Raw genomic sequence first — 26,551 nt, 5'->3', positions numbered from 1 at the left:
ATTAGTATTCTCATCGGAACGTAAACCGAAATACTAAAAACACGAAAATGAGACCTCAATCCCAGATAAAAAATAACAACCGTAGTTACATTCAAGTTAAACTACGGTTGTCCTTCTCTTTGGCCTTACATTTTTATGTTTGTCAATTATTTATACTAACTATTTAATTAATTTTACTAATAGCCTCTGATAGTGCACGCGCTTTGAGAGCTATCTTATCTTGTATAAAGGAGATTTATGTCTTTTAGAACCTTTCAAGCTTATTTAGATAACACACGACTGATTAATCTTCAGTTACCCATCATTTATGATGCCAAGGACCTGTCCTTCACTTTGGAAACTGACGACCAGGTGATTCCTCTGACTATTCAAACTTGCAAATCTTCTACTGAACATTGCCTTTACAGCCTGACTTTAGAAGAAGATATCGATTTGGAACAGCATTATCTCGTCTACGACCAGGACCGTAATAAAACTGTTCTAGCATTCCGACATATTGTCCAAGAACCGATTTTTGACCAAACTTTTGACTACAATCAAGATGATCTTGGTGCAACTTATACCTCGAAGGCTACTTCTTTTGCCTTTTGGGCTCCTATCTCCGAACAAGTCCTTATCAAGTTGAAAAAAGATGGCAAAGAAACTGTCTGGCCTCTCCTTCGTCAGGAAAAAGGCGTTTGGAAAACAACGATTCCTGGTGATTGGGAGAGAGCTAGCTACACCTATCTCCACAAGGTCAATGGTCAGTGGCTGGAAGTACATGATCCTTATGCCCTCTCTTCTGAAGCCAATTCTGGTGCTAGCTTTATTATTGATCCAAAGAAACTACTCAATACAAGTGGAGTTAAGCGGGCCAAAACCCAGCTAAGCCCAACCAAGGCCGTCATTTACGAGATGAGTGTTCGCGACTTCTCTAGCCAAGAGGCTGCTGGTTTTAAAGAACCGAGCACATTCCGAGCGCTGACAGAGTCTCCCAAGCTAGGCAAACGTAAAATTGGTATGCAGCATTTGCTAGATCTGGGAATCACCCATATCCAGCTCATGCCTGTTTATGATTTTGGTAGTGTAGATGAGAAACACCCTGAACAAGTCTACAACTGGGGCTATGATCCGGTCCAGTATAACGTTCCAGAAGGTAGCTTTGCCAGTGACCCTGAGGACCCTTATGCACGCATTCTAGAATTGCAGGAAACTATCGCAGCCTACCATGAGGCGGATATGAGTTTGATTATGGACGTCGTATACAATCACGTTTATGATGCGGATAGCTTTGCTTTTGAAAAGATAGTTCCTGGTTATTTCTATCGCTTGAATGAACAAAAACAACGAACCGACGGAACTTTCTGTGGTAACGATGTTGCTAGTGAAAGAGCCATGGTCCGTCGCTTCATCAAGCATTCGGTCAAGCAATGGGTGAATCTCTATGGCTTTGACGGTTTCCGTTTTGACCTCATGGGTATCTTAGATATCCAAACTATGAATGAGCTAGCAGAAGAGCTAAAAGCGAGCTACCCAAATGTCTATCTCTACGGAGAAGGCTGGAAAATGGCGACTGGTTTGGAATCAGACCTCCTGGCCCACCAGTATAATGCGGCAGAATTGACTGATTATGGCTTTTTCAGCGATAATTTCCGTGATACCATCAAAGAAACCATCTTAAACAAACAAAGACTGACTGGATCCGAATGGACTTCCAGCATGGCTAATATCCTAACAGCTAATGTCGGCTTAGAAACAGCAAACCATTTCCAAAGTCCTCAACAGGCCATTAACTACACTGAGTGTCATGACAATGCGACTGTCTTTGACTACTTTAAAATGGAAGATTCAAACATCAGTCTAAAAGAACGCTTGGCTAGTGCTCGCTTGGCCTTACACTTGGTCTTGCTTGCTCAGGGGGTCCCTTTCCTCCATAGTGGTCAAGAATTCTTCCGCCACAAAGACTTGCTAGATAATAGCTACAACATCCCAGATACTATTAATCGTCTGGACTGGCAAAGCTTACTCAACTACGAAGAAGATGTTGACTTCATTCGTGAATTAATCAGCTTCCGAAAAGAACACCCTCTACTCAGTCTCGAAAGTCGAGAAGAAATCTTGGAAGCTTGCCAAGTTGAGTGGCTCAATGATTCACTGGTCAAGTATCAGATATCACAGCAAGATGAACAAATGACCATCTTGATCAACTTTGGTTCAAAAGATCAGACCTACCAAAACGAACTAGGTCAGGAAGTCTTTCTATCCTACCCAGCCATTAGTAGCCACAAGGCTATCGCTCCCTTGGCTGACAACTATGTCATTCCTGCTAAGCAAGTCTTGGTCTTGAAATAAATAAAAAGCACGCCTCTAGTAAGTGTACTGACCCCAAAAAGTTAGACAGATAAAATCTAACTTTTGGGGTGCAGTTCAATAAGAGACGTGCTTTGACTTTTCTGATATGAGCTAGTTTAAAGCTGATAGAGTTCTGCGATCTTGTCACCAACACGGCTGATATCATTTTGCAGACCACGAAGCTCAAAAGTATCTAGCAGAGGAAAGCCAAAACGTTGAGAATATTGCTTGGCCGTTAAACAATACTGATTGTTGAAATTACGGTTGCCACTGCCTACGATACCGAAACATTTTTTATAGTTTTCTTCAAATTCAATAAAGGCCGCTAAATCATTGGTTAAAATCTCAACATCACCAGAGTCAACTCCATTTCCACCCTCTAAATAAGTAGGCAAGAAGGCTACAAACTGATTGTCCATAGCAAAGAAATCTTGGCCCTCTTTGACCAAATCCTTAATATTGACCTGTTCTACTTCAAGATCCGCGTGGCCTTCTTGCAAATAGGCCGTCAGACGCTTGATAAAGCTTGCTGTATTCCCACTTAAACTAATATAAACTAAGGAAACCTTTGCCATTCTATCCTCCTAAAACTAAAAATAACATCTATCCTTTTCTTAAAATTGTAAGACGATAAATGTTATTTGTCAAATTTTAAATAGGCTCCTTTTTCACTTCCAAGTCCTTCTGCTGACGCCAGGTATAAAAGAGGACAATAGCTAAAAAGAGGATATTCAGTAAGAGTCCGACTATGGTTACAGCCTTAGGGATCATCATGACTGATTCACGAATCGCTGGATCACTAAAATAATGATAGAGTGGCTGAGAAGACAGATAATCATAAGCCATAACAAGAATGCTAAAGACCGAGTAGACAGAGTATAGGATGTTGGCTAGAAGTAGCTTCTTCTTGATCAGCAATACAAGTACTGTCGCCAATAAAAGAAGACCCACAAATAGAATCAGAACCTGACTCATACTATGATTCAAATCAAAAACCGCATCATAAAACCGATTATACTGCTGGGCTACCTCACCTTTTAGCTGCATAACTTCTGCGGGATTCTCTAGTCTTTTTCCTGCAAGAAGGTCCCAGAGACTAAGCAGTCCACCAAAGACAGAGATCAACCAACACACGTACAAATAAATTGCTTTCTTTTTCATATTAACCCTCTATTTATTTTTCTAAAATAATAGAATCCGAAGGCTATCGAAAGGGGAAACTGAATGAAGTTTAGAGATTGCATTTTCAGGAGACAGACATACTCTCAAAAAAGTTTGTGTAATGCTAAAAAGTTTTTCTTGCCTTCGGATTTCTATACATTCATTATAAATAACTTTAAAAAAAAGATGCGCTAAAGCTTCTAAAATGCCCCTGATTCTTCTTGAAAAGCCTCTTTTTCAAAAAATCACAGCCTCCTAGCTTGAAAAGAAAGGCTTTGTGATAGAATAAGGCTATGAAACAAGATTACCAAGAGATTCAATGGCTCTTTTTTGATATAGGTTCAACTCTAGTCGATGAAGACAAAGCTTATGAAGCTAGAATAAAAACCGCCATTACTGGAAAAGATATTTCTTATCAGGAATTCTATGATAAGATGCTCAGCTATTTTAAGGAAAATAAAAAAGGTGACTTAGAAGCACTCAGCTTCTATGGACTTGAACGCCCAGCTTGGAGAACGGACTTAGAGACTCTCTATCCGCAAACCAAGGAAATATTAGAGCAGCTGGGGCAAGAGTATAAATTGGGAATTATCGCTAATCAATTACCTGGCCTAGAACAGCGCTTGAAGGATTTCAGAATTTTAGACTACTTTGACGCTATCTTTTCTTCTGCGGAATTTGAGCTGGCCAAGCCCGACCCCGCTATTTTCAGGCTGGCCTTACAAAAGACTAACTGCTTGCCTCATCAAGCTATTATGATTGGTGACCGCTTGGATAATGATATCGTTCCTGCCAAAAGAATAGGGATGAAAACCATCTGGATCAAACAAGGCTTCAGTCGTTTAGCTCAAGTCAAAAATCTTGAAGAAAGAGCTGACTGGACTGTCGAAAAACTGACTGATTTACTTCCCATCCTCTTGTCCTAGCTAGCCTTGTCTTTTGAAACGTTCTATTGTATAATATAGTCATTTTAAACAGGAGGTCTTCTTATGAAAAAACTCACACCTGGTATGCACATTCGGGTCGTCAGCCCCTCGGCTTCAATCGAACACATCGGTGGCTTTGAAGCCAATCTAGCCGCCAAGGAGCGCTTGGAAAAGCTAGGATTTACCGTGTCTTTTTCGGAGCATTATCTGGAAAATGATATGTTAGGCTCTGCCTCCATCGAAAGCCGAGTGGCAGACATCCATGCTGCCTTCGCAGATGAGTCCGTTGATGCCATTCTGGCTACTATCGGCGGTTTCAACTGCAATGAGCTTTTGCCCTATCTGGACTTTGAGTTGATTGCTAGAAATCCTAAGATTTTCTGCGGCTACTCAGACACAACAGCCTTGCTCAACGCTATCTATAGTAAGACCGGCATGAAAACCTACATGGGACCGTCCTACTCCAGCTTTAAAATGGATGCTCTTCAGGACTATCAGACCGAGAGCTGGCTCAAGGCTGTCAGCCAGACTTCTTATGAATTGACTCCTAGTGAAAAATGGGGCAGTAATGCTTGGTATCTGCCAGATGCGCCACTGACCTTCCATGAGACAGAGTGGAAAGTCTACAACCATGGAAAAGCCCAAGCCACTGTTATTGGTGGCAATCTCTCCACCTTCTCACTCCTACGTGGTACGCCCTATGCTCCGACAGATGAAAACTATGTCCTCTTTGTTGAAGAGGCGGAGGAAGATGATTATGTGGAATTTGACCGCAATCTAGCAGCCCTCCTTCAGGCCTATCCTAACCCACAGGCCCTTCTCATCGGCCGCTTTCCAAAAGAATGCCAGATGACAGAGGAGCTGCTCCTTTATATCTTGGATAAACATCCGATTCTCAAACAAATTCCCGTCCTCTATGACTTGGACTTTGCCCATACTCAGCCACTTTTTACCATTACCATTGGCGCTCAAGTAACGGTAGATACGGAGACGATGTCTATCAGAATTGATGAATAGCAAGAACTCCTCATTCCAACTGGAATGAGGAGTTCTCTATTTCTATTTGAAACTTTTATAGTTGGCCTTAATGTCCACCAGGCCCGCCACCCTGATTACCTCCTGGGGCGCCACCTCCACCAGGGCCATCAGCTGTGATTTCAGATCGAGTTTCACCATTGACTGTAATGGTTCCACCAGTGTATGTAGCGGTTCCGTCAAAGTCAAAGGCAGAGACTGTAGAAGTAATGTCTAGATTGCCTCCTGTCATAATGATATCACCGTTAGAGTCAAGAGCATCAGTGTCACCTTGTCCCACTTCTACCTTGATGTCACCTCCCGTAATCTTGATAAGGATCTCTGCTCCTGTTACCTTACTAGAAGCATTGATACCATCATCAGAGGCAGAAAGATCTAATTTCCCTCCATTAATAGTCACATTGGTTCCTTCGAGTGCTTCAACACTTGACTCAACTGTAATCGTACCGCCGTCAATCACTGCTGCATTAGAAGCGTGCATTCCGTCGTCACCAGCATTAATGGTAATCGTACCGGACTGGATATAAAGATTTCCAAGTGTCGTATCTTCATCATTGTCAGCATGAAGAGCATCTTCAGTTGCCGTCAGATTCAAGGTCGCATCCTTGATATTCAACGAGTCATTGGCAGAAAGAGCATTTTTATAGCCTTTGACGGTATAGGTCCCACCTGTGATACGTAGATCATCGTTAGACTCAACTGCATTGCCGTAGTTGCCTTCAATCGTCAAACTACCAGAACCATTGAAGGTCAAGTCATCCTTACTGTAAATGGCTGCATCGTAGTCTGTATTTGTGTGGTTAGCAGAGTCAGCGATACTGTTTTTGCTTCCTTCAGCAAGGGTGATGAAGGTCTTATCCGCACTTTCTACCACAATCGCTGCGTCAGTCCCTTTCATAGTCACACCATTCAAGACGATTTGGACCTTGTCTTGGTCTCCTGCTTTCACCACGATTTGGACATTTTCGCTACTTCCAGACAAGACATAGGTACCAGCAGCTGTGATTGTTACAGTTGACCCAGATACTTTCGCACCGTCTCCAGACACCTTAGCTGTTGAGCCACTTAGACTCACCTTTGTAGCACTAGATTCGTCATATGAGGCGTCTTGGTCCCGATCAGTGAAATAACTCGTTGAAGCTGTTGAGGCTTTGCTTGAGGACGTTTTACTAGTGGTTGAACTAGTAGTTGTGCTAGTGCTAGCAGCGCTGGACTTACTAATCAAGCTACAGGCTCCCAAGCTGGCTGTCAACAGAACCAGTGGGACCATCAGCTTTACTTTTCGAAATATTGTTTTTTTACTTGTTTTCATGATAGGCCTCTTTCTATTTCTTTTATAATTCATTTTCTTTTGTGATGAATCGACTGATAGCAATCTCTAGATTTCCATTGCGGGTCCGCAGAGCATCCATCAACTCTTTCTCTGTCATTTTGCCGTTGAGTTGGATGATATACTTGAGTTTAAACAAGCTACCCATGTCTGATGTTTTCACTGAGGCTAATTCCAGATGATTGGTCGCTTTATCAAAAATATCATCAAAGATAGATTCATAATCTAAACTTTCAGGAATAACAATGGTCAACTGGCGGATAGAATGTTTCATTTGTCCAAAGTTGATGGTTTCAAGAAGGACAATCGCTACAGACATAATCAAGGTAAAGGCTCCTGCAAAGACTAGGTAACCCATACCAATCGCAATCCCGATAGTCATAGCTAGGAATATCGATACCAACTCCTTGGCGCCACCTGGAGCCGAACGGAAACGAATCAAGCTGAAGGCCCCCATGACGGCAACCCCAGCACCCAGACTACCATTTACCAAGAAGATGACAACGGCAATCAAGGCCGGCAATAGGGCTAGACTCATAACAAAGGACTTGCTGTAGACCGTTTTATACTGGTAGACCTTAGCCACAACCAAACCCAAGACTAAGGCAACTCCAATGGCTTCTAGCATGGTCAATGGCTTTACAGCCGTACTGGTAAAAACGTCATTAAATAATTGATTTAGCATGGTGTACAACTCCTTTGTAGTCTGTGGTTTTCTTATAGGCAACGCCATATTTCGAGAAGGATTTTGGAAAGACCTGATGATGGTCCAAAATCTCACTCAACCAGAGAGGATAAGCTCCTGGAACCTTGATTTCCATGATGACATAGCCTTCTGGTAAGAGCTTGTCCCCATGCTTGCCATCTAATAAACTTAAATCCTCTGATCGATAAGTCAAATCATAGTCAATGGTAATCCGAACATTTGGATCTTCTATGCCTTTCATGGAATAACGATTATAGTAGATATACATCATGGGCTGAACCTTTTGATAACGAGCCATCAGCCAGTCAATCTCCTCGCGGATCTGTGAATCATCTGTCTGACCTCGATTACCCGCTAGATAGGCCTCCGCCGCCAGCAAGTCTGTTGAAATCCGGCGCTTATAGACGATTTTTCGCACTTTCTTTTTGATTTCCAAGAAAACCTGGCTTTCTTCTGTTGGTGTTTCATCGTAAGTCCGTACCCGCAATTTTTCTTTAAAATAAGGTTTTTCTAGAGATTCACGAATCATTTGGAAGGTAGGAGTATCGTAGTAAAGATTGCTGATGGTTGAATATGCATGGTCGTCTTCTACCATATGTTCCTCAAACTCCGTCAGCAAATTTGCTAGAACCTCCTTTGAAATAACGTATTTTGTTTCAAATCGCTGGAATTTATCTTTAAATGTTTTTTTAGCCATAGGACATCTCCCTTTCTAGCTGCTTGATTATTTACTTGGTTATTTTAAGTAGCAAAGCTTAAAAGAAATCTAAAAAAAACTTAAAGAAAACAAAACATCTCCCTTTTCAGGAGATGTTGCTTAGATAAAAAGGAAAAGAAAGACAGATCTCTCTTTTCCTCTTAGGATTCAGTCAAAAGACTAGACTCTTTCTTTGTTATCTGTTCGATAGACCAAGACTCCAGCAGCCATAAATAGCACTAAGACAAACATCAAGAAGCCGACTTGTCCCCCAATCTGTCCCCCCATAGAAATGGTTTGACGAAGACCAGATACCGAGTAACTCATCGGTAGCCAAGGATTGATGGCTTGGAAAATCTTATTGGTCAGCTCAAGCGGATAGGTCCCTGCACTAGAAGCCAGCTGCAAGAGCAAGAGAATCAACGAAGCAAAGGCTCCGAGTTTGCTATCCCATGTTACCAAGGCAGTCACAAGAGCCATGAAGGTCATGCTGGTTAAGATAATCAAACCAAGAGTTGCCAATTCATGGTTGGCAGATAATCCTATCAAATGGACAGCAGCGTAAACCAACACCCCAGCTACAACTGAAATTACACCATTTACTTCTAGACGTGCTTTGAACCATTCCCATTTGGTCTTTGGTTCTTTTCCTGAAGGAAGTGTGCTAAAGATGATATTGGTTGAAATAGCAGCTACAAAGAGGGCTACAGAAATCATATAAGGAGCCATCCCTATTCCGTTTTTCTCAACCTTATCTCGGTCTGTCTTGTGAAGGCTGAGTGGATCTGCTAGAATCTTGGCATTATCCTCCTTAGTTGTGACTGTTGATAGCTTATCACCTGCTTCTGTCAGACCACTAGCCAAGCTCTCGCTCCCACTGGTTAAGGATGATAGTTTATCCGTCAACAGACTGCTACCATCGACCAGTTTTCCTGATCCATTAGCCAATTGACTTGCTCCGTCTACTAATTTCCCGAAATTAGCTGTCAGTTCAGGGGATTTAGAGGCCAATTGACTTGCTCCAGCTGATAGAGTTGCTGAATTTGTTAGTAAGTTAGAATTGTTAGCAGCTAAACCACTAGCTCCTTCCGAAAGTTTATTGACGGCATTTGTATAATCCGTCACTCCTTGAGCCAATTGACCGGCGCCACTTGATAATTTTTCATTTAAGCTATCTACACCAGAAGCAATTTGACTGGCTCCTCCACTAGCTGTTTCAAGCCCAGCGCTAACCGTTGACAAGCCACTATAGAGACCATTGATCATGTTGGCTGCTTGTGGCAATACCTGATTAGAGACAGCCCCCAGTTGAGCCAACTGTGTTTGGCTAGCAGTCTTTCCTGCTTCCAGGCTGGTCTTCATGGTCATCACTTCTGATAAAATAGCCTGAGCAGATTGATCACTACCCGCTTGACTACCACTAACCGCCGCATCAATCTCCGCCTTGGCCTCTTCAGAAAGACTCTGATATGCACTTGTTCCTTGGACATTGGCTAGGGCAGCTGTTTTAACAGCTTGATTGTCATTGATGATATTTTGAGCAGACGCTGCTATATTCGTCAAGGATGCCTCAATATTTTCTGTTGAAGCTGAAGTTCCTGAGAGAGACGCCTGAATGCTTGCATTTAACTGGTTCAGAGCAGCTGTCAGATTGCTGACGTTTTCCTGATTGCTAGTAAGACTCATATCTACCGATTCCTTTAGAGTAGTCAAACCAGTATTGAGCTTAGACGCTCCGCTAGCCAAAGCTTGGACACCAGCACTTGATTGAGTGAGTTGTTGGACACCTCCTACTAGATCAGCTGAACGCTCCGAAAGCTGATTGGCACCCGATGCAATAGTAGCTACCCCATTTGCATAAGTTGTTAACCCTTCTGACAAGCGATTAACTCCTGTTGATACTTGTGCAACAGCTCCTGTATAGGTTTCTAAACCTGAGTTTAATTGACCTGCTCCATCTGCTAAACTGATAGTGGCTTGATTCAGAGTTTTTAAGTTATCCGTAATGGTCTGGCTACCCGCACCCAACTGCTGGCTACCCAAAGCTAGTTGCTGAGCGCCATCTGAGGCCTTATCCATTCCCGTCTTTAGCTCTCCCATATTTTTAAATAAAGCACTTGTATAAGTATTGGTTACGTTTTGCGCTACCGTCTGCTTTAAAGAAGTCATGGCGGAGTCACTCATCTTACCAGCAATGAAACTCCGACCACTAGAGATCTGATAATCGATTTTCATTTGCTTAGGTTCGCCACTTAGGACGCTGGCCGCCCGCTCTGACAAATCACTCGGCAGAGTGACTACCATATAGTAGTCACCCTTCTTCAAACCATTTTTGGCATCCTCTTTACTGACAAAGTGGAAGTCCAGATTTTTATTCTCCTTGAGGCTGGAAACAAGATCCTCACCAATCGCTAGGGTCTTCCCTGAACTTGTCACAGCCTTATCCTGATTAACAACTGCCACCGGCAAGTTCTCTACCTGTCCGTAAGGATCCCACATAGAGCTTAAGAAAATTACATTGTACAAGGCTGGAATCAGAGAAACACCTAACATTACAATGATAAAGCTTGGTTTTTTTAAAATAGCTTTCCACTCTTTTAACATATTTACCTCCAAAAAATTATACATACTGTCTAAATTTTGATATACTAGATTATACACCAATCCAAAATTATTACAAGCTAAAGAATTCGAAAATTAGACATACTGTACAAATTTGTTCGAAAGGATGAAAAAAATGGAAAGTAATAAAAGAAAGAAAACCAAGATGACCATTGAACAAGCTATGGTCCAACTACTGAAAGAAAAAAGCTTTGAATATATTTCAACTGTTGAGCTTGCCAAAACTGCAGGTATCAGCCGGAGCAGTTTTTATACTCATTATAAGGATAAGTACGACTTGATCGAACGTTATCAGCAAGGGCTCTTTCAAAAACTTGAAACGATTTTTGAGGAATACTACAATGACCGACAGCAAGCCATCTTAAAGGTCCTCGACTTCCTGGAAAGCGAACCTCTTTTCTCAGCCCTCCTGTCGGAAAATGGAACAAAGGAAATCCAAACCTTTTTAAGACACAAGTTTCAAATGATGCTTCACCAAGAGTTGCAAGAACGCTTCAACAATAAGGAATTCAGTCAGATTGAAAAAGAATACAATTCCGTATATCTGACCAACGCCTTGTTTGGCGTCGTGCAAATGTGGATTGCTAGAGGAAAAAAAGAAAGCCCGCAGCAAATGACGGACTTCCTTCTTAAAATGCTAGGATAAGGAATTTCTTATTCGGCCAAAGACAGACTAAAGATCTCCATGCTTCTGGTGTTCGTCCATGCTTTCATCGCACTCGATAGTAGCACGAACTATACCAAAAGATTTGACCAGCTGGTGAATAGCCTGTCTGGTCTCTTGGCTTTTCTTCGACTCTTTTAAGCAAATATGAATCATGGCGTATTTATCAATACCGTCCGTCGTCCAAACATTGAGCTGGGCAATAGCTTGAACATTGTCTAGGCTCCTCAGTTCTTGATAGAGCTGACCCAGATCGATATCGCTTGGAACATGGTCCAGAAAGATCTTGATATTATCCCAAAACTTAGGCAGAGCTTGACTGAGGATAAAGACAGCAATCAACAGAGATAGCAAGGGATCTAGGAAATACCAATCCGTAAATCGTAAGACGATAGACACTAAAATAACCGCTAGCCAACCCAGAATATCCTCTAGAAAATGCAGACTGAGAATAGACTCATTGTGACTATGGCCGTGGCTGACCACCTTGCTGGCTGCCAAGTTAACCAAAATAGCCACAATTCCTAGGACCAGCATCCCGTTATAATCGACAGGTTCTGGGGCGAAGATCTTGGGAACATTTTCCCAGAGGACCAAGAGCGAACCTGTAATCAAAATAATGGAAGTCAAAATGGCACCCAGCAGACTATAGCGCTTATAGCCCAATGTATAACGACTGTCTTCTTTTTTATTGGAAATCTTTTCTAAAAGCGTTGACAGGCCAATTGCCAGTGCATCCCCTGTATCATGGACAGCGTCAGCCAAGACAGCACTGGAATTGAAGGCCAAACCGAAAATAACTTCAATAATGGCAAAAGACAAATTCAAAAGAAAAGCAATCATCATTTTTTGACTTGATTTCATGGCAACCCCCTGTTACATCTGACATTTTTATAGTATAATATATTCAAAAGCAAACACTTTGTTCGATTCTATTATCCATCTTTTTAGAAAAGGAAACAAGAAGCAAATCACTAGCTTTGTCAGATAAGAGACAAAAGACTGATTTTGTTCGGAAATACTATGGACAGACGAGTAAAAAAATCACGCGCGGCCATTTATCAGGCCTTTCTCAGCCTCTTGCATCGTAAGAGCTATGAAGCCATCACTGTTCAAGAAATCATCGACCTGGCCGATGTCGGACGGTCGACTTTTTATGCTCATTTCGAGACCAAAGAAGCCCTGCTAGAGGAGCTCTGTCAAGAACTATTCCAGCACACCTTTCTTGAGCGTCCTGATGGAAAGGACCTATTTGAAGCGACTGCCCATATTTTCTATCATTTTCGGAAAAATCAGGATCGAATCGCTACACTGCTTCTAGCAAAAAACACCTACTTTATCAATCGCCTGAAAATTGAACTGGAACATTACCTCTTCCCTCTAATTCAGGAAAAAGGCTTGATGAACAAGGCCCGTCTGCCACAAGATTTTTTGAAAAATCACGTAACAGCTACCTTTGTCGAGACTGTATCCTGGTGGTTGCAACAAAGAAATCCCATCGATGAGGCCACCATCAGCCAATATTTTTTAGACTTGATGAAGTAAGAACTGTGTATTAAACACTTAGAAAACTATCGTTTGAGGAGAATTTTATGAAAAAACATTCTGCATTTTTTGTCCCAGGCATTATCATGGTTGGGCTTGTTTTACGGACACCTTTTGCCGTTTTGCCGATTGTCCTATCGGATATCGCTGATGGCCTCCACGTTTCACTCAGCTCACTCGGGCTCTTGACCAGTTTACCTCTAGTCATGTTTGCCCTTTGTTCCTCTTTCTCCCCTCGCTTGGCACAAAAATTCGGGCTTGAAAAACTCTTTACAATGGTCCTAATCATCTTGACAATCGGATCTCTTATTCGGATCATTAATCTCCCCTTCCTTTATGTAGGAACTATTATCCTAGGGGCAGCCATTGCTTTACTAAACGTTTTGCTTCCTAGCATCATTCAAGCCAATCAGCCAGAACGCATCGGTCTTTTAACGACCTTTTATATTTCTGCTATGAGTCTATCGATTACAGTAGCTTCTGCTCTGGTTGTTCCTATTGTTAGTGCCACCTCTTGGCAAGGATTGATTTTGGCCTTAACTGCCATTTGTTTCGCAGCATTCTTGGTATGGCTCCCTAATACGAAACACAATCACTTCCTAGCAAGAAAAGGCAAAAATCATCCAATCGGTACCCTGCTGAAAAACAAAAAAGTCTTGGCACTCATCGTATTTTGTGGCTTGCAGTCCCTACTCTTTTACACAGCAGTGACCTGGCTACCAACCTTGGCCTTGCAAGCTGGTCTATCAAAAGATGCAACGGGTATCCTCGCTTCGATCTTCTCTTTGATTAGCCTGCCATTTTCTATGACAATTCCAAGTCTCACAGCTCGTTTATCGGCTCGTGGACGACTAATTATGATTTCTTGTGTTGCAGCTTCTGGACTTATTGGTGTCTCTATGCTCCTAATTCCGACCAGCAATTTCTTTTACTGGTTGATCCTCAATCTCCTTCTTGGAGCTGCAGTCAGCGCCCTATTTCCTTACCTTATGGTAACCTTCTCTCTTAAGACCAGCACTCCTGAACAAACAGCTCAATTATCTGGTTTGGCTCAAACAGGTGGTTATATCCTTGCAGCATTAGGACCTAGCCTTTTTGGTTTCAGCTTTGACCTCTTCCAATCTTGGACACCTGCCATTATCGGTCTTTTGATTCTAACGTTGATTATGACTGCTTCTCTTTTCTATATTGAGAAATTCGATAAGATTTTGTAACATCTAAAACCGCTTAGCGAACCTAGGCGGTTTTACAATTCGTAGACTAAGTTACCAGCCAACACTTATCTCTCAACGCTCCAAACAACTTTTTTACATTCTGATAAATATTTATATCTGTTACAAAAACATTACATAGACAAACAAAGAGCAAACAAGCCAAACCCTTGATAGCGATGTCTTTTCTCTGTTTTTCCTATGTATTTTACGTAACGAAACTATTAAGCGGGTATGATAATTCAATGTCATATCCATTTTTTTATTGCGTCAAAAGCTTGAATCATATACTATGTAAGTAGAAGGAGGGATATGATGAAAAAATCAACAATTTATTTATCTCTAATTACACTAGTTTCACTCTTCTTTTTGGCTGCCTGCGGAAATTCTGCAGACAAGAATACAAAAGAAAGCTCAAGCTCAAGCGTATCTTCTTCATCTAAGGCCAGCTCTTCAAGCAAAGAAGAAAGCTCAGCATCCTCTGAAAGCGGCAAAGCTAAAGTTAAGGTTAACGGAGGCCAAAACGGTGGTAGCGTTAACGTAGAAACTGATGACGCTAAAGTAGAAGCTGACGGCGATGGCTCAGCTACTGTTGAAGCTGGCAATGAAAATGCTAATAGCAATGGAAATGTTAACGTAAACGAAGACGGCGTTCATGTACAAGGTGGCGGTGTCGATGTTAAAGTTGGAAGCGACGGAACAGTTAACGTCCAAACTCCATAATCATAAAGCTATTTCGAACATTATAATATCAAAAAAGCCAAGCACTGCTTGGTTTTTTTGATTGTTCATTTTATACTCCGAGCCAAAAGACTTACAAAGCATTAAAGAAACTTGAAAACACTTAATCTCTGTGCTATACTCTTTTTAGACAAACAGGGAGGGACTAGTATGTACCAAGAACAACGCTTGGCTGAAATCTTAGAGCTCTTGGCTGAGAAAAAACAGCTATCAGCCAAGGATATGATTGAGCATTTTCAGGTTTCTAAAGATACCATCCGACGAGATTTTTCGATTTTGAGCGAGCGTAAGCTTGTGCAACGCACTCATGGAGGTATTATCCCGCTGGACACTAGCCGGCAAATCCCTTCCTTTAACGACCGTCTCAAGCAGCTGAGCCAAGAAAAAAAGGATATAGCGCGAAAAGCGCACGACTTTCTCAAGCCGGGGCAGATTGCCTTCTTTGATGTCTCAACCATCGTTCTCCATCTGGCACAGCGCATCAAGGAGCCTATGACAATCTACTCTCACTCGCTGGATAATGCGATCATGCTGAGTAGTCAGGACAAAGTGGACTTTCATCTCTTAGGTGGAAAATTCTATCCCAAAAACCGATTCTACTACGCGCTCAATGAAGCAGAGCTGTTAGAGCAAGTTTCCTTTGACATTGCCTTTATCGGGGCAGCTAGTGTTTCTGATGGCCTAGTCAGCTTTGAAGACGAGGCTGATGCTCACCTGAAAAGACTGGCTTTGAAGCATGCCAAGACTAAGATTCTGCTGGCTGAGCAAGACAAGTGGCAGAAAGAGTCTAAGTACATCCTGGGGCCTATCAGCGACTTTGACTACTGGATCACGGACCAAGAGCCCAGCCCTGAAGTTCAAGAACTGCTTGGAGACAAGGTTAAAATACTTTATTAAATCAATTCATTAGACACATAGGAGGACGCCTCATGACAAAACAAGCGATTCGCCTGATTATCAGCGACATTGACGGTACCATTTTGGACAACCAGCACCAAGTAGATCCTGAGCTCAAAGACATCATTCCCCTACTGAACCGAGAACAAATCCCCTTCGTACTGGCTTCTGCCCGCTCTCCTCTGGGTATGGAGCCCATTGCCCGTGAGCTGGGGCTGGGAGATAATCCACTGGCCTGCTACAACGGTGCTCTGGTCATCAAGGGTGATCCGCAAGCTTACGAGACCATTATCGAGCACCCTCTGGACAAGAAAGAGATCCGCACTTTTCTAGAACTGGTCAAGTCTGAATTTCCTAGTGTGTCCATCAATCTCTACTCTGGCAAGGATTGGATTGCTGACCGTCTGGATAAGTGGGTGCAGATAGAGGCTTCTATTACAGGTGAGCAGCCGATAATTCAGAATGTTCTAATGCCAGTGCTGGATGTTCTAATGCCTGCTCACAAGTTACTCCTCATTGATGAAGCGCCTGTCATCCAGAAACTCCATGACTACCTGCAGACCTTAGACTTTCCCAAGACAGCCTTCTATCTCTCTAAGGACAACTATATGGAAGTCACGGCCAAGCATGTCTCCAAGGAGCAAGCCTTGTACGAAATTGCCCAGCACTACCAAGTGCCACTAGAAGAGGTCATGACAATCGGAGACAACTTCAATGACCTTCCTATGCTACGACTGGCAGGACTCGGCGTCGCTATGGGTAATGCCCCTGAAGCAGTCAAAACCGAGGCAAAAGCCGTCACCAAAAGCAACAATGAGCACGGAGTCGCAGAAGCCATCAAAGAGTATGTCCTCGGATGAGTTTGCGAAATGACTCAGATATCCAACCCTAAAAATCAGCATAATAATTTGAATTAAGGATTTAGTTCTACATTGGCTAGGACTAAGTCCTTTTAGCTTGTTTTTTGTTTTAGGCTTAGTGCATCACCTGAAATTTTCTTTATGATACTATATGAAAAATAGGTGCTGGATAGAGCCTGAGATAAGGTAGGTAAAAGAAAACCACCTGAATTGATGTTCAGGTGGAATAGTAACCTCAAATAGAAATAGGCCTGAAGAAAAAGCCCCAGGCATACTATTTCTTAGATAGATTATCTTTTTCCGTTCTATGCATCTCGTGAAGAATGGCTGACTGCACAGCCAATAAGCGCTAGAGAAGAATCCCTCATCCTAAGAGAAATCATTCCTGTATCCTATTACGATATGAAAGATAAAATAGGATGAAAATATAATGATTACTTGCTCTTTTTCAATTGATTATAATAATCATTCGAGCGAATTTTATTCTTTTCTGCAATATTTTTATCTTCCATTGGGATAGATTCCAATCCATTATTTGCAGAAATTAATTTGGCCATTTTTGAATCAGCTTTCTCAAATTCTGCTGCTACAGAATTTAAGTAGTTATTAAGATTCTCTACCGTAGTATGAATATCTGCTGAAGCCTCATCCAATAAGGTATTGCAGTCTGAAAATAATTCTGTAGACTCATCATCAACCCACTCTGAAGCATCATTTTGACCTCCTGACGCTACTGCCGCATCTAAGCGAACTGATGTTTCGTAAATTTGATCTGTATTAATCTGTCTCTTTTTTCCCATTTGCTTTTATCCTTTCCTGTGCTTTTTGAGCTTCCGCTTTGGACCAATCAATGAATTCTTGGTAATTATTTAAAGGAGTTTCTTCGTTCGTCTCATAATCCTTTGCGATTATATCTAGCTTATCCTGACCAACTGGCGCAAACCAATGGCGAAGATCTTCATAGTAATCTGCAGGAGAAACCAAGCCTCTTCGATACAGAATTTCTGTAATTCTATTTTTCTTTAAACGCTTGACCAAGTCAGGAAACTCATGGCTAAAGTTAATATCCTGCCCAATCTTGTTCTCCTTTTTATCATTAATATAACCTAAATTGTTTAAAGCTGAAAATCCATTAAAATATAGAATATCATCGAGATTGGTTCTGGATAGGGAAGGGAAATTATTTTGTGCGAGAAGCACCTCTTCCATCGCTTCACTAAGCTCTGTCAATTTCCCATTTTCCAAATTTAGCACTAAGCCTTTTGTTTCTTCCAAATTTTTTCTTTTTGACACATAAATCCGTACATAATCTTTACCCTCAAAATAAAAGCTGAAACCAACTTCTTGGAGGGCCCCATCATCCCTCAAAACATAATCTGAATCATATTCTTCTACGGCCTTTTTGAGGTCTATGCGCTTTTCAACGAAATTTTTTTTACGTAAATCATAAGTGATAATATCAAATTTTACGAGTTTACCGGATGGTAAGGTATTCTTTTTTGCATAAAAGTGCTCATAAGTTATAAATGTTGAGACTACGTAGTTACGACTCATCCTTAAATCATTGGATTGCCAATTTACATCTTTAGGACTAACTAATACATAGCGCCCATCTTTTGTTAGAGTGATATCTTTCAGCGAAGAATCATATACAAGCGTTTCCTTTCTGGACTCCTCCTTTGGCTTGGAAGGAGAAAAGAATTGTTTTTTTAGATAAACAAAGCTACAGAAAGCTACTAGTAAGATAGCTATCACTAAAATAATTTGTTTTCTTTTATTCATTTATTGTCCTTATTACCCGTTTCAGTCCAAGCCTGTTGATAACCGATGTTTCGCAAATTTGTGGCATATTAATTTGCCTCTTTTTTCCTATTTGCGTTTATGCTTTCCTGTGCTTTTTGAGCTTCCGCTTTGGACCAATCAATGAATTCTTGGTAATTATTTAAAGGAGTTTCTTCGTTCGTTTCATAATCCTTTGCGACTATATCTAGCTTATCCTGACCAACTGGCGCAAACCAATGGCGAAGATCTTCATAGTAATCTGCAGGAGAAACCAAGCCTCTTCGATACAGAATTTTTGTAACTCTATTTTTCTTTAAACGCTTGACCAAGTCAGGAAACTCATGGCTAAAGTTAATATCCTGCCCAATCTTGTTCTCCTTTTTATCATTAATATAACCTAAATTGTTTGAAGCTGAAAATCCATTAAAATATAGAATATCATCGAGATTGGTTCTGGATAGGGAAGGGAAACTATTTTGTGCGAGAAGCACCTCTTCCATCGCTTCACTAAGCTCTGTCAATTTCCCATTTTCCAGATTTAGCACTAAGCCTTTTGTTTCTTCCAAATTTTTTCTTTTTGATACATAAATCCGTACATAATCTTTACCCTCAAAATAGAAACTAAAACCAACTTCTTGGATGGCCCCATTATCTCTCAAGCCGTAATCTGAATCGTATTCTTCTACGGCCTTTTTGAGGTCTATGCGCTTTTCAACGAAATTTTTTTTACGTAAATCATAAGTGATAATATCAAATTTTTTGAGTTTACCGGATGGTAGGGTATTCTTTTTTTCATAAAAGTGCTCATAAGTTATAAATGTTGAGACTACGTAGTTCTGACTAATTCTTAAATTATTAGAATGCCACTTTGAAGTATTAGGACTAACTAAGACATAGCGCCCATCTTTTGTTAGAGTAATATCTTTCAGCGAAGAATCAAATACAAGCGTTTCCTTTCTGGACTCTTCCTTTGGCTTGGAAGGAGAAAAGAATTGTTTTTTTAGATAAACAAAGCTACAGAAAGCTACTAATAAGACAGCTATCACTAAAATAAATTGTTTTCTTTTATTCATTTATTGTCCTCCTGAACCAACTAAACGATCAAACAGCTGATTATGTTGGATTCGGATATCCTCTCCTGTACGGTACTTTATTTTATCATTAGTTTTACCCTTTAAATTTAATTCCTGATACTCATTCCAATATTCTTTCGAAGGAATAATCTGTTCATCTTGAATTTGACTAAACGCATTTAAAAGCTCAGACGGCTTAGGTGTAATAATGTTATCCCCTTTAATAAAGTTTGTCACCGTACTATTATAAATTTTGGCGTCTTTCATCTTTTCATCAAAGGCTTTTAAACTGTCTAGTGCTTGTTTCTTATTACCCGTTTCAGCCAAAGCCTGTTGATAAACGATGTTTCGCAAGCCATTTTCTTGATAGTCTGCATAAGATAGAGCAGACTGCAAATCAAAAGCTGAAGAAAAACGTGTCGAGATTACCTTTTGGTTTCCTTCAAGTCCAGTTGACACACTTCCTCCTCCAACGTCGTTAAACGAATTGAATGCTTTTTGTTCGGAATTTTTCTTATCTTCGTCAATTTGTTCTAAAGCAGAATGATAGGTAGCAAATGCCTTGACAAGACCTGCGCCAGAACGAACTGGAGCTTGATATTTTTTAGGTAATAAACCAGTAGAACCAGCTACAGCATCTCTAGCATTAGAAGGGCCATCAGAGTTTGCAGCGGTATCTAAAACTGCCCCTATAGCTTGAGTAACCGCTACAGTCTCAGGTCCACCTAAGTATCCACCTGTCTTTATTACATCACTAACAAATTTCAGATTGGCTTTTAGACGTTTCTCTTCTATTTTCTCCAATTCGGCAGCCATTTTACGTCCTTCACCTTCTCCATAAGTATCAAAGACCCCTACAGTAACTGTTTCACGCTTATCAGGAAATGTTCTCCATTCTGTTTGGCTTTTCTTAATTTCATCAAAAGTGATATTTCCATTCCCCATTTTTAGATTATCAATGGAACTTTTTTCTTCATAAGTCCCCCCATGCGGCATCTTATTAGGAACATGTCCCATCTTTCTGACATAGATTGCCGAATACAGATTTGTCAAAGCATTCGCTTTTTCAACATCCTTTTGTATTTTTCTTAATTCAGGCGTCATTTTTTCCTGAGTAGCTATAAAATCATCTATCCGTTTTTGATAAGAGTCATCTGATTCGTTCTCCTTTCTTTTAGGAAAACCAGGCATCTTACTTACACCAACAGCTGTTAATGATATGCCAAATCGATCTCCTGCTTCCATTAATTTATCCATATAACTTTGAACATCTTCTACTGAATTATTTTTCAATAAAGTATTTACGAAAGATTTTATATCATTTAATTCTTCGGGAGTTGTTTGATCTAAGTCTCCTTTCATCGTACCAAACAGGGTTCTATTAACGATTGTCATCATAGATACACTGACACCTTTAGATGGTACTTTTGCCATTTCGTTAAAGGGGTCTTTAGAATATGCAGCTGCAAGCATTTTCCCATCATTTTCATCCTGGATTGCTTCAAGATCTCCCATGTTTTCAGCAGTCAATTTTTTAAGTTCCATATAGCCAGCAATCTCATCAACACTAACTACATGAATATGCTTCGCATTTGCCATCGCATCTCTCAATCTCGTGAAAATACCCGCTAACTCTTGAAGCGCCTTAATCGCAGTATCTTGAGCACCAGATAGTGCGACATGAGTTTGATTTCTATTACTTGCTAAACTATTCAGCGATGTAGTTAACCCATCTTCAAATCCCTTAAAATCACTCTTAGGTTCATTCAGCAAATCTAACGCAGCATCTAATTTAGCTTGTAAATCTTTTTTGACTGTTTCTGCTTCGTCATATTGTTCTTTTTTCAATTTAGCTTGAACGCTATCATTATCTCCCTTGATAGACTGGATTAATTCATCATCATTAAATCCAGCAGATTCAAGACTTGATACATAGTTACTTAAAACTTTAGCATATTTTTTAACAGTTTGCGGATAAACTTCATAAACCATTTCTTGTAGCTCATTTAGTAGATTTAAGAAAGCCGTGACAGCATCAGCTTCTGAATCTTCTATCTTCAACATGAATTCTTGATAGCCCTTCTTTACTGCCGCCTCATACTCTGTCGCAAATAGTTCTTTGCGTTCTGAACTCTCTGACATGTACTTTTTGCCCTTAACCTTAATTTTATCTGTCATGACATTTCCCTCCGTTTTCTTAAAATGGATTTATTTTTGCTAATGTATATTCGAATGATACGCAAGTCTTGTCCCATTCTAATGTGCTGATTTTAGTAGTTAGTTTTGCATCGACCTCACTCTTTTTTGCTGAAAAGTCTTTTTCTAGCCCTTCTAAATAATCTTTCTCATCTGCAGTTTCTTCTTTATATTTTTTCCCTTTTAAATTATCCACATTCGTCTTGTCAGGTTTATAACTTACTTTAGTATTCGTATCATTTAAAGCTTTTTGGGCTGCTTTTAGAGCTTCGATTTCTCCATCAAGAGCATCTAATTTTGCTTTAATACTTGCTACCCTATCTTCTTTACTTGTCATTTTTTTCTCCTTCTATTCCATTAATACTTTAATTTTATTTGCCTGTCCATGTGATACAAAATAGTGAATCTGCTCATCTAATGCCACCTCTCTAAGAGGTTTAGATAAAACGTCTATGACATACTGATCATTTAGTCTCAATCCAACTAAACCTTGTTTTATGCGAAGAACCGTTTTGGATGCATAATCAATTTTTTTACTTAATTGATTATCGGTTTCAACAAATACCGGATAGCCCACTTTATGACCATTTTTAATAATATTAGCTAGACTATCTTGTAGCTGGTGATTTAAATCTCCTACTAAAGTAGACATATCATATATAACTATGATTGTATGTAAATCTTTTTCTTGATCCTCCATACGTTCAGAAATTAATAACTCAACTGCCTCTATAAAATCTTTCACATTTTCGGGGTCAGATACAATTGTGTAACCATCAAGATCAGGTATTAAGTTATACTTTGGAGCGATAATATAAACATTAGAATTAATTTTTGATGAAACAATAGAAAATTGTTTCGTCATTGTTCTCATTTGCTCCTCAATATTGGCTACATATACAAAAGACCCTTGCTTTAGATTCCAACCCATTGGTTTGACAGTTTCTATATCTAACCCTAAAGGAATAATTTCTTGAGATAGAAGCTTCAAAACATCTGCCCGACTATAGAAGTCCTTCTCTGTCAACTCCTCAGGTACCATCGGGATAGCCTGTGGTGTTTCGCCTGTCCAGGCTTCTTGGATTCGAGCGACTTCTGTACGTAGGTTATTGATGACTTGTGCGTCACTGATACCTGCGACTGGCAAGGCGAGCTGGACGACATCAACTTCATCCCGTTTCATGAGGATACGTCCTTTGATGTCTTCCATGGTCGCCGCAAGCGGTGTGCTCCCTAGAATGGTACGAACTTCACCAACATCATTTTGCTTAAGAGTCATCTGATGCTTGAAGTTGGCATAGAGGGTAGCTCTCAGGTTGGACTGACGACCAGCTGTCATGATTAAGTGGACACCAATGCTGAGACCTTCGCGAGATATCCGCATCAAGATCTTGAAGAGCTCTGCTTCAAATGGCTCTTCCTTCATCGCTTCATAGCTATCTAAGAGAATGACAATTGTCGGCTCCTCTTGGCCACTAGCCTGACGGTAGAGGTCTATGGTCCCTACACCGTAGTCAGACAAGAGTTTCTTCCGTCGATTGAGCTCTCGCTCCATGATTCGGACAAACTTAGCCACTTTCTCCGTCTGGTCTAAAAGTAAGGTATCTGCTACGTGAGGTAGATGGCTCAAAGGCGCCAGCCCATTCGTTCCAAAGTCCATCAAGTAAAGTGTGACATCCTTTGGACTGTACTTTCTAGCCAGATCCATCGCTGCACTTTGCAGGAAGGTCGTCTTCCCTGTCCCTGGACTACCATACAAGAGGATATTTCCATCCTTAGATAGATTGATAGAGACTGGCTCTTGCTTTTGTGCTTGCGGGATATCCGCCATCCCGATGAGAAGCTCGAGATCACTTGGCTTCTTATTCCATTCCTTATGGAAATCAACCGCTTCAAGCTCATCTAGTGTCATGCGCTCACGGAGCGGTGGTAGCCACGGCTGTGGTAGGGGAGCGATCTCTTGGTTCTCTGCCAAGAGCTGGATATTTTCGACGATGGCATCAAGCTCTGTCGGTACTTCCTTGATTTCATCGGCTAGATCCAGTCCAGAGAGGTCTTGATTGAGGACTTCATACTGGCCTAGGTCGTTGATACGATAGATTGTGTGATCTTCGATTCCCAGTTCATCCTTGTCCGGCTGGTAATCTGCTCCTGACCAGGCTGATTGGAAGAGTTCATAGACTTCGTTGTTGCCGACTTGCAGGTAAGCACGACCAGCCTGTGTGATTTCTGCTGCATCTGGTGTATGGAGCATTTCCATGGAGTCACTCCGGTCTGCTACCTTGAGGGCTAGCTTGAAACGAGAGTTGGACCAGATTTGGTCATCCACGACCCCAGATGGTTTTTGAGTGGCAAGGATCAAGTGAACACCGAGGGAACGCCCGACCCGAGCCGTAGAAACCAGCTCCTTCATAAAGTCTGGCTGGTTGACCTTAAGCTCTGCAAATTCATCTGAGATGAGGAAAAGGTGGGGCAGAGGTTCTTTAGCTTCGCCATTTTTAAATTTCTTCTGGTATTGGTTAATGTGGTTTACTTCATAACGGTTAAAGAGACGCTGTCTGCGTTTTAGCTCCGCATTGATCGAAACCAAGGCCCGCATAGACTGGGCCCCATCTAGGTTGGTGATGGTCCCTAGCAGGTGAGGCAGTTTCTTAAAGAGATGGGCCATTCCTCCACCCTTATAGTCAATGAGTAGGAAGCCCACATCGTGCGGGTGGAAATTGACGGCTAGACTCAGGATATAAGACTGGATAGTCTCAGACTTACCAGAACCAGTCGTCCCCGCAATCAAACCGTGCGGTCCATGAGCCTTCTCGTGGAGGTTGAGTTGCACTAGGTCATCCTTGCCTCGAAGGCCGATTGGCACGGCTAAGCTCTTGTAAGGAGCATGGCTCTTCCATCTGTCTAAGACCTTCAAGTCCGCAAAGCTTTCAGCCCCATACATCTCCATAAAGGTAACTGTATCAGGGATAGAAGACTTGAGATTTTGCAAGTGGTTGAGCGGTGCCAAGGTCCGTGCAATTTGTTCCTTATCATAGCCGTCTGGGAAGTGATCCAAGCGGAAGTTGGTCTCCTTGAGAATCCCTTCCTCCATAACCAACTGTCCGATATTGCGGTCCTTGATATTGATGACGGTTTTGACATTTTCAGATAGGGAGCTCATCACATCTTCGACAAAGAGAAGTGAGCAGCCTAGGTCTGTCGGGTCTTCTGTGAAAAACTCCATGATGACGTGATCCAAAATCAGCTTTTCATCAGTAATTAAGACCACATAGTGAGGGCTGAAGAGAGTCGTCTCTTGGCGACTTGCCTCATCTCTTTGAGTCTTACGGAGTTTCAGGATTTGATTGAGACTGTTGAGTACTTGGTCACGAGTACGCTGATTGTATACGAAGCCTCGCACATTCATTTCCTGCAAGCTTGCATGTGGTAACCAACGCATCCAGTTCCATTGGTCCCGTTCCTCCTCTGGCATGATGGTAATAAACTGCACATCATGATACGAATGAAAGACACTCAACTGCATAACCAAGAGCTGGAGCTGTTCAAGGACTAGATTGCGAGGTCCGACATAACCAACTGGCCCGTGGCTAAGATTTGCTACAATCGGCAAATCAGGGATTTTTTTATGCTTGGTATAAAGAGCGAAGCCCTCCTCTTCAAGCGCATCTTTCTTCCCACTTCTCTCCTGCTGTCCATAGGTCAACTGATAAGAAGTCGGAACCTGCCCCAAGCCTAGACGATAAGTCAAAAAGTCAAAGTGGAGCGGTGTTTTTTCATAGATACGGTGACTGTAACCTTGAGTTAACTCAGTCAGCTCTTCCACCTTAGGGAAGTGATAAAGCATGCCCTGACGCTGTTTGCGTTCCAAGTCAGTCAGCTCAATAGCCTTGTCTTTTAGATAGAGACGGTAAAGATCCACGCGCTCTTTCTTGTCTGCCTTGTATTTTTTCCGATTTTTAAAGAAGGTCCTGACAGAAAAGACGATACTAGCTGCAGACATGGCCATCGTCGCGAGGATATAAATCCCCCGAGGCTGGATAAGGGTAATCAGGATTACAACCCCAATCATCAGCAAGGGCGGTACAATGAGCTTAAGCAATTCATCATTTGGTTTGCCGGGCTCTTTACCTGGAGGATTAATGACCATCTTATCTTCAGATCCACGATAGATAATCCGTGGCGAACGATGATAGTCTGGATAGTCCGGGTAAAAGCCGTAGCGAGATGCTCCTCGCAGAGATAGAACCTTGGCTGCTTGGACGGGACCACTCAGCCAGACTTCATCTGGATAGATTTTGATTGTTACAGCGCCAAAGCTGAGCTCATCTCCAAAAGAAAGCTGCAACTGGTCTTGTTTTTCTAAAATGTTATTTCGATAAAAGGTTCCTTTGAACTTGGTTAAATGCCAGTTTTCTCCGTTTTTTTGCAAGAGCAATTCTGAATCATCAGAGACTTGAAGGCTAGAGCCACTCTGAGCACCGATCCGTAGCTCTTGTTGGTCCAAAAGATCATAAACTGTCGGAGTTTTATCTCTAAGGCAAAAACGGATTTGATTCAGTACCAGTCCATCTGTCAAGAGGCCTGTCTCCTCCCCAAACTGGTAGAAAACCTCGTCTCCATCAGCCTTGAGTCGAATGTCCTCCTCCTGCTGAGGCAGATAGACCTGAGCCTTTTCGCTGGCCCCAAGAAGAAGCTGGCGTCCTTCTGTGGGTTCAACCTCATAACGCAGGCCCTGGGTATAGAAAATTACTTGTTTTGTCATCTTTTACTC

General features: G+C 41.5%; 22 protein-coding genes. 9 read left to right on the top strand and 13 right to left on the bottom strand.

What is annotated here, in order from left to right; all coding sequences use genetic code 11:
* Positions 1–237: 237 nt before the first annotated feature.
* Positions 238–2,331 (top strand): type I pullulanase, encoded by a 2,094-nt coding sequence (gene pulA / locus PCY09_RS04445; protein ID WP_125396769.1) that lies wholly within the window; start codon positions 238–240, stop codon positions 2,329–2,331.
* A gap of 116 nt (positions 2,332–2,447) precedes the next feature.
* On the opposite strand, the gene nrdI is transcribed toward pulA, so the two are convergent.
* Positions 2,448–2,906, bottom strand: a complete 459-nt coding sequence (gene nrdI / locus PCY09_RS04440; RefSeq protein WP_048779193.1) for a class Ib ribonucleoside-diphosphate reductase assembly flavoprotein NrdI — start codon at positions 2,904–2,906, stop codon at positions 2,448–2,450.
* 76 nt (positions 2,907–2,982) lie between these two features.
* Positions 2,983–3,492 (bottom strand): hypothetical protein, encoded by a 510-nt coding sequence (locus tag PCY09_RS04435; protein WP_125396768.1) that lies wholly within the window; start codon positions 3,490–3,492, stop codon positions 2,983–2,985.
* A gap of 293 nt (positions 3,493–3,785) precedes the next feature.
* On the opposite strand from PCY09_RS04435, the gene PCY09_RS04430 reads away from it, so the two are divergent.
* Both PCY09_RS04430 and PCY09_RS04425 read left to right on the top strand, forming a co-directional pair.
* A complete protein-coding gene (locus PCY09_RS04430; protein WP_125396767.1) occupies positions 3,786–4,418 on the top strand; it encodes an HAD family hydrolase in 633 nt (210 codons plus the stop codon).
* Positions 4,419–4,481: 63 nt separating this feature from the next.
* Positions 4,482–5,435 (top strand): S66 peptidase family protein, encoded by a 954-nt coding sequence (locus PCY09_RS04425; RefSeq protein WP_061601688.1) that lies wholly within the window; start codon positions 4,482–4,484, stop codon positions 5,433–5,435.
* Between the two features lie 67 nt (positions 5,436–5,502).
* Here PCY09_RS04425 and PCY09_RS04420 read toward each other — a convergent pair whose 3' ends face one another.
* The 4 genes from PCY09_RS04420 to PCY09_RS04405 form a co-directional block, all read right to left on the bottom strand.
* Positions 5,503–6,765, bottom strand: a complete 1,263-nt coding sequence (locus tag PCY09_RS04420; protein WP_125396766.1) for a carbohydrate-binding domain-containing protein — start codon at positions 6,763–6,765, stop codon at positions 5,503–5,505.
* 22 nt (positions 6,766–6,787) lie between these two features.
* On the bottom strand, positions 6,788–7,468 hold the full coding sequence (locus tag PCY09_RS04415) for a DUF4956 domain-containing protein (protein WP_061601690.1): 681 nt from the start codon (positions 7,466–7,468) through the stop codon (positions 6,788–6,790).
* On the bottom strand, positions 7,449–8,186 hold the full coding sequence (locus tag PCY09_RS04410) for a polyphosphate polymerase domain-containing protein (RefSeq protein ID WP_125396765.1): 738 nt from the start codon (positions 8,184–8,186) through the stop codon (positions 7,449–7,451). Before PCY09_RS04410 ends, PCY09_RS04415 begins: the two co-directional genes overlap by 20 nt.
* Before the next feature lie 180 nt (positions 8,187–8,366).
* A complete protein-coding gene (locus PCY09_RS04405; RefSeq protein ID WP_125396764.1) occupies positions 8,367–10,790 on the bottom strand; it encodes a YhgE/Pip domain-containing protein in 2,424 nt (807 codons plus the stop codon).
* Between the two features lie 133 nt (positions 10,791–10,923).
* Here PCY09_RS04405 and PCY09_RS04400 point away from each other — a divergent pair, with 133 nt between their 5' ends.
* Positions 10,924–11,454, top strand: a complete 531-nt coding sequence (locus PCY09_RS04400; protein ID WP_045772633.1) for a TetR/AcrR family transcriptional regulator — start codon at positions 10,924–10,926, stop codon at positions 11,452–11,454.
* A gap of 27 nt (positions 11,455–11,481) precedes the next feature.
* Here the strand turns inward: PCY09_RS04400 and PCY09_RS04395 are convergent, their stop codons facing one another.
* Complete coding sequence (locus PCY09_RS04395; protein ID WP_125396763.1) at positions 11,482–12,336, bottom strand: cation diffusion facilitator family transporter; 855 nt, start codon at positions 12,334–12,336, stop codon at positions 11,482–11,484.
* A 159-nt stretch (positions 12,337–12,495) separates the two neighbouring features.
* Between PCY09_RS04395 and PCY09_RS04390 the strand changes: the two genes are divergently transcribed.
* From PCY09_RS04390 to PCY09_RS04370, 5 genes are all read left to right on the top strand, one after another.
* The gene (locus PCY09_RS04390; protein WP_011999637.1) at positions 12,496–13,017 is read left to right on the top strand and encodes a TetR/AcrR family transcriptional regulator; all 522 of its coding nucleotides are present in this window, start codon (positions 12,496–12,498) and stop codon (positions 13,015–13,017) included.
* A 47-nt stretch (positions 13,018–13,064) separates the two neighbouring features.
* On the top strand, positions 13,065–14,231 hold the full coding sequence (locus PCY09_RS04385) for an MFS transporter (protein ID WP_125396762.1): 1,167 nt from the start codon (positions 13,065–13,067) through the stop codon (positions 14,229–14,231).
* A 309-nt stretch (positions 14,232–14,540) separates the two neighbouring features.
* Positions 14,541–14,951, top strand: a complete 411-nt coding sequence (locus tag PCY09_RS04380; RefSeq protein ID WP_082307297.1) for a hypothetical protein — start codon at positions 14,541–14,543, stop codon at positions 14,949–14,951.
* A 168-nt stretch (positions 14,952–15,119) separates the two neighbouring features.
* A complete protein-coding gene (locus PCY09_RS04375; protein WP_061582607.1) occupies positions 15,120–15,866 on the top strand; it encodes a DeoR/GlpR family DNA-binding transcription regulator in 747 nt (248 codons plus the stop codon).
* A 32-nt stretch (positions 15,867–15,898) separates the two neighbouring features.
* Positions 15,899–16,726 carry a Cof-type HAD-IIB family hydrolase gene (locus tag PCY09_RS04370; protein WP_082307298.1) on the top strand — a complete coding sequence of 276 codons (828 nt, stop codon included), beginning with the start codon at positions 15,899–15,901 and terminating at the stop codon, positions 16,724–16,726.
* Between the two features lie 434 nt (positions 16,727–17,160).
* Here the strand turns inward: PCY09_RS04370 and PCY09_RS04365 are convergent, their stop codons facing one another.
* The 6 genes from PCY09_RS04365 to essC form a co-directional block, all read right to left on the bottom strand.
* Positions 17,161–17,526: a hypothetical protein gene (locus PCY09_RS04365; protein WP_061594266.1), complete on the bottom strand. Its 366-nt coding sequence runs from the start codon at positions 17,524–17,526 to the stop codon at positions 17,161–17,163.
* Positions 17,504–18,508: a hypothetical protein gene (locus PCY09_RS04360; RefSeq protein ID WP_125396761.1), complete on the bottom strand. Its 1,005-nt coding sequence runs from the start codon at positions 18,506–18,508 to the stop codon at positions 17,504–17,506. Before PCY09_RS04360 ends, PCY09_RS04365 begins: the two co-directional genes overlap by 23 nt.
* Positions 18,509–18,576: 68 nt before the next feature.
* Entirely contained in the window at positions 18,577–19,581 is a 1,005-nt protein-coding gene (locus PCY09_RS04355) for a hypothetical protein (RefSeq protein ID WP_125396760.1), read from the bottom strand.
* On the bottom strand, positions 19,582–21,759 hold the full coding sequence (locus PCY09_RS04350; RefSeq protein ID WP_125396759.1) for a hypothetical protein: 2,178 nt from the start codon (positions 21,757–21,759) through the stop codon (positions 19,582–19,584).
* A 19-nt stretch (positions 21,760–21,778) separates the two neighbouring features.
* Complete coding sequence (locus PCY09_RS04345) at positions 21,779–22,114, bottom strand: hypothetical protein (RefSeq protein WP_061582603.1); 336 nt, start codon at positions 22,112–22,114, stop codon at positions 21,779–21,781.
* A gap of 12 nt (positions 22,115–22,126) precedes the next feature.
* Positions 22,127–26,542 carry a type VII secretion protein EssC gene (gene essC / locus PCY09_RS04340; RefSeq protein ID WP_125396758.1) on the bottom strand — a complete coding sequence of 1,472 codons (4,416 nt, stop codon included), beginning with the start codon at positions 26,540–26,542 and terminating at the stop codon, positions 22,127–22,129.
* Positions 26,543–26,551 lie beyond the last annotated feature (9 nt).

The sequence above is a fragment of the Streptococcus sp. SG2 genome (assembly GCF_030439925.1).
Lineage (GTDB): Bacteria > Bacillota > Bacilli > Lactobacillales > Streptococcaceae > Streptococcus > Streptococcus gordonii.
Note: the sequence above shows the minus strand (reverse complement) of the source record. Positions and strands in the feature narration are given on the sequence as shown.

What these genes read in the sequence shown, in the direction of transcription:
- pulA (WP_125396769.1), top strand. Translation starts at nt 238, where the DNA reads ATGTCTTTTAGAACCTTTCAAGCTTATTTAGATAACACACGACTGATT.
- nrdI (WP_048779193.1), bottom strand. Translation starts at nt 2,906, where the DNA reads ATGGCAAAGGTTTCCTTAGTTTATATTAGTTTAAGTGGGAATACAGCA.
- PCY09_RS04435 (WP_125396768.1), bottom strand. Translation starts at nt 3,492, where the DNA reads ATGAAAAAGAAAGCAATTTATTTGTACGTGTGTTGGTTGATCTCTGTC.
- PCY09_RS04430 (WP_125396767.1), top strand. Translation starts at nt 3,786, where the DNA reads ATGAAACAAGATTACCAAGAGATTCAATGGCTCTTTTTTGATATAGGT.
- PCY09_RS04425 (WP_061601688.1), top strand. Translation starts at nt 4,482, where the DNA reads ATGAAAAAACTCACACCTGGTATGCACATTCGGGTCGTCAGCCCCTCG.
- PCY09_RS04420 (WP_125396766.1), bottom strand. Translation starts at nt 6,765, where the DNA reads ATGAAAACAAGTAAAAAAACAATATTTCGAAAAGTAAAGCTGATGGTC.
- PCY09_RS04415 (WP_061601690.1), bottom strand. Translation starts at nt 7,468, where the DNA reads ATGCTAAATCAATTATTTAATGACGTTTTTACCAGTACGGCTGTAAAG.
- PCY09_RS04410 (WP_125396765.1), bottom strand. Translation starts at nt 8,186, where the DNA reads ATGGCTAAAAAAACATTTAAAGATAAATTCCAGCGATTTGAAACAAAA.
- PCY09_RS04405 (WP_125396764.1), bottom strand. Translation starts at nt 10,790, where the DNA reads ATGTTAAAAGAGTGGAAAGCTATTTTAAAAAAACCAAGCTTTATCATT.
- PCY09_RS04400 (WP_045772633.1), top strand. Translation starts at nt 10,924, where the DNA reads ATGGAAAGTAATAAAAGAAAGAAAACCAAGATGACCATTGAACAAGCT.
- PCY09_RS04395 (WP_125396763.1), bottom strand. Translation starts at nt 12,336, where the DNA reads ATGAAATCAAGTCAAAAAATGATGATTGCTTTTCTTTTGAATTTGTCT.
- PCY09_RS04390 (WP_011999637.1), top strand. Translation starts at nt 12,496, where the DNA reads ATGGACAGACGAGTAAAAAAATCACGCGCGGCCATTTATCAGGCCTTT.
- PCY09_RS04385 (WP_125396762.1), top strand. Translation starts at nt 13,065, where the DNA reads ATGAAAAAACATTCTGCATTTTTTGTCCCAGGCATTATCATGGTTGGG.
- PCY09_RS04380 (WP_082307297.1), top strand. Translation starts at nt 14,541, where the DNA reads ATGATGAAAAAATCAACAATTTATTTATCTCTAATTACACTAGTTTCA.
- PCY09_RS04375 (WP_061582607.1), top strand. Translation starts at nt 15,120, where the DNA reads ATGTACCAAGAACAACGCTTGGCTGAAATCTTAGAGCTCTTGGCTGAG.
- PCY09_RS04370 (WP_082307298.1), top strand. Translation starts at nt 15,899, where the DNA reads ATGACAAAACAAGCGATTCGCCTGATTATCAGCGACATTGACGGTACC.
- PCY09_RS04365 (WP_061594266.1), bottom strand. Translation starts at nt 17,526, where the DNA reads ATGGGAAAAAAGAGACAGATTAATACAGATCAAATTTACGAAACATCA.
- PCY09_RS04360 (WP_125396761.1), bottom strand. Translation starts at nt 18,508, where the DNA reads ATGAATAAAAGAAAACAAATTATTTTAGTGATAGCTATCTTACTAGTA.
- PCY09_RS04355 (WP_125396760.1), bottom strand. Translation starts at nt 19,581, where the DNA reads ATGAATAAAAGAAAACAATTTATTTTAGTGATAGCTGTCTTATTAGTA.
- PCY09_RS04350 (WP_125396759.1), bottom strand. Translation starts at nt 21,759, where the DNA reads ATGACAGATAAAATTAAGGTTAAGGGCAAAAAGTACATGTCAGAGAGT.
- PCY09_RS04345 (WP_061582603.1), bottom strand. Translation starts at nt 22,114, where the DNA reads ATGACAAGTAAAGAAGATAGGGTAGCAAGTATTAAAGCAAAATTAGAT.
- essC (WP_125396758.1), bottom strand. Translation starts at nt 26,542, where the DNA reads ATGACAAAACAAGTAATTTTCTATACCCAGGGCCTGCGTTATGAGGTT.